Origin of the sequence: Clostridium sp. 1001271st1 H5 (genome assembly GCF_005845215.1) — a bacterium.
GTDB lineage: Bacteria > Bacillota > Clostridia > Lachnospirales > Lachnospiraceae > Enterocloster.
On the sequence record NZ_SPHO01000053.1, the window covers coordinates 1 to 2,740 of the forward strand.

The following is a 2,740-nucleotide window of genomic DNA, read 5'->3' on the forward strand; positions in this document are numbered from 1 at the left end:
CATCCGCCTTTCTTTCTGATGAGTTTTATGGCACACTTGAAAAAATGCAAAAAACTAACTAGTTTTTTCAAATGGAGGTAAATACTATGGATAAAACCACTCATGAAGTAAGGCTTGCTAATTGGAAATCAATTATTGAGCAATGTCAACAGCGACCGGAAGGACAGACTGCCAAACAGTGGATGATGGATCATGACATCAGCGAAAAGAGTTACTACTACTGGCTTCGCAAAATACGCAAGGAAGCATATGAGCAAATGTCTTCAATCAACCTACCGGCTACCAGTCAGGAAGGCACTGTTACATTTGCAGAATTACCAGTTCAACCACAGGGAGCTTCTGAATCTTTCGGGCAGTCATTTCAAGCAGATGCAATCATCCGCACCGGGAAGTTGACGATAGGATTATCAAACACTGTTTCTCCTGAACTTCTAAAACAGATGTTGGAGGTCGTTATCCATGTTAGCTGAAGCAGCCGGCGTGAAACGCATCATATTGGCTTGCGGAAGAACTGATCTTCGAAAAGGAATTGATGGTCTGGCACAATTAATCGGCACAAAGTATGATTTAAATCCTTTTGAGAAGGATGTGCTTTTCCTGTTCTGTGGGTGCCGAACGGACAGGATGAAAGGCCTGCTTTGGGAGGGGACCGGGTTTTTACTTTTGTATAAGCGTTTGGAAGATGGCTCATTCAGCTGGCCGCGCACGCCCGAGGAAGCGGCGGAACTGACTAGAGATCAGTACCAGATGCTGATGCAGGGCTTGAATCCGATTGTTCCAAAGATCAAAGAGGTCCATCCAAAGCATGTGTTATAAAGTTTTTGTTGTGCAAAACAGAGAAATTTAAACCTTCGGTTTTTGCTGTGACTTTGGAATCCCAAAACTTGCCGTAAAGCTGTCAGCATTGCGGCATATACGCCTGAAACAAGGCACTTTTGAACATTGAAAACTCTATATTTCTATCCTTGTATAAGAGGTATAAAGCGTGTAAACTATAGGCATTATGACGAAGTGCCAAAGTGCCGAAAGTGGCATAAATACGCTATCTGCGGTATAATAAAGACAATTAGGAGAGCGAACTTATGGCTGAAAAATATACCGTGGAACAATTGAATAAGCTAAACAAAAAAGATCTGATGCTCCTTGTGTTGTCTATGCAGGATCAGTTAACGCAGATGAATGATAACTTGGAGAAACTTATCGAGCAGATACGTATTGCAAACCAACAGCGTTTTGGACGCCATACGGAAACACTGGATGCAGTCAGCGGACAACTATCGCTGTTCAATGAAGCCGAAGCACTTTCGGAAGATACTATGGAAGAATTAACGATAGAAGAAGTCCTTGCGACAATCCCAAAACAGAAAAAGCAGCGCGGTAAGCGGGATGCGGATTTGTCTGGATTTCCGGAAGAAAAGATTCTTCACAGTGTCTCGCAAGAAAAACTTAACGAGATGTATGGTGACGGAAACTACAAGCGTATGCCGGATGAATCTTATAAGCGTCTGCGTTACGAACCGGCTTCCTGGACAGTTGAAGTTCATACGGTTGAAGTGTATGTCGGCACAGATGGGCTCCATCAGGATGAATTCGTCCGGGGTGATCGTCCAAAAGATCTTCTTAGGAACAGCATTGTAACTCCTTCATTGGAAGCTGCCATCATCAATGGGAAGTATGTGAATTCTATTCCGCTGTACCGAATCGAGCAGGAGTTCCAGCGAGGTGGTGTCCATATCAGCAGACAAAACATGGCTAATTGGACCATCCTGTGTGCGCAGAGATACTTTCAGCCAGTTTATGACTATATGAAGGAAGAACTATTTAAATATCATGTCACCCAATGTGACGAAACACCGGTTGAAGTGATCAATGATGGACGTTCTGCAGGAGCACAGAGTTATATGTGGGTTCACCGGTCTGGCGAATACTACAAAGACAAGCCCATTGTCCTGTATGAATACCAGAAGACCCGGCATCATGATCATCCGGAGCAATACTACAAAGACTTTAAGGGAGTCCTTGTAACGGATGGTCTAAGCCAGTATCATCTGATTGAAAAGAATCTGGAGGGGGTGACCAACGCGAATTGCTGGGCACACTGCCGCAGATCGTTTATGAATGCGGTAAAGGCAATGGATGACCGGGAAACAGCCAAAAAATCGGTTGCATACCAAGCACTAATAAGGATATCTTCCATCTATAAACTGGATGAATCTTTAAAGACGCTTACAGCAGAAGAACGGCTCAAGGAGCGAGAAAAGAATGTAAAACCGCTTGTTGAGGAGTATTTTGTATGGGTAAAAAAAGTGCTCCATGAACAACTGCCAAAAGGCGAAACCGCTAAAGGTTTAAAATACAGCATCAATCAGGAAAAGCAGCTAAAGGTATTTCTGAGGGATGGAGAAGTCCCGATAGATAACTCGGCTTCTGAGAGATCAATTCGTACATTCTGCATTGGCAAAAAGAACTGGGTAATAATTGACTCTATCAGAGGAGCAGAAGCCAGTGCTGTGATATACAGCATTTCGGAAACTGCCAAACTGAATAATCTGAGTACTTACAATTATTTTTGCTATCTGCTTACAGAATTGCCAAAACTTGCAGACAAGGATGGAACTATAGACAAAAACGCATTGGCATCGTTGATGCCGTGGTCAACCAATCTGCCGGAAAAATGCCGGAGACCACGCCGCTGAAAAGCGGCGTTAGTTTAAGCTGGGGCGGATGGTTTGACGTTTAC

Annotated in this window: 3 protein-coding genes; all 3 read left to right on the plus strand. The window is 43.6% G+C overall.

All coding sequences use genetic code 11. The features are described 5' to 3' along the window. Positions 1–86: 86 nt before the first annotated feature. The 3 genes from FGS84_RS30440 to FGS84_RS30450 all read left to right on the plus strand — a co-directional run bounded on the left by FGS84_RS30440 (position 87) and on the right by FGS84_RS30450 (position 2,696). Positions 87–470, plus strand: coding sequence for an IS66 family insertion sequence element accessory protein TnpB (locus tag FGS84_RS30440; RefSeq protein ID WP_195416015.1), 384 nt, complete (start codon positions 87–89; stop codon positions 468–470). Further along, entirely contained in the window at positions 460–816 is a 357-nt protein-coding gene (tnpB, locus tag FGS84_RS30445) for an IS66 family insertion sequence element accessory protein TnpB (RefSeq protein WP_138311871.1), read from the plus strand. Before FGS84_RS30440 ends, tnpB begins: the two co-directional genes overlap by 11 nt. Before the next feature lie 266 nt (positions 817–1,082). Then, positions 1,083–2,696: an IS66 family transposase gene (locus tag FGS84_RS30450; protein ID WP_138311872.1), complete on the plus strand. Its 1,614-nt coding sequence runs from the start codon at positions 1,083–1,085 to the stop codon at positions 2,694–2,696. Positions 2,697–2,740 lie beyond the last annotated feature (44 nt).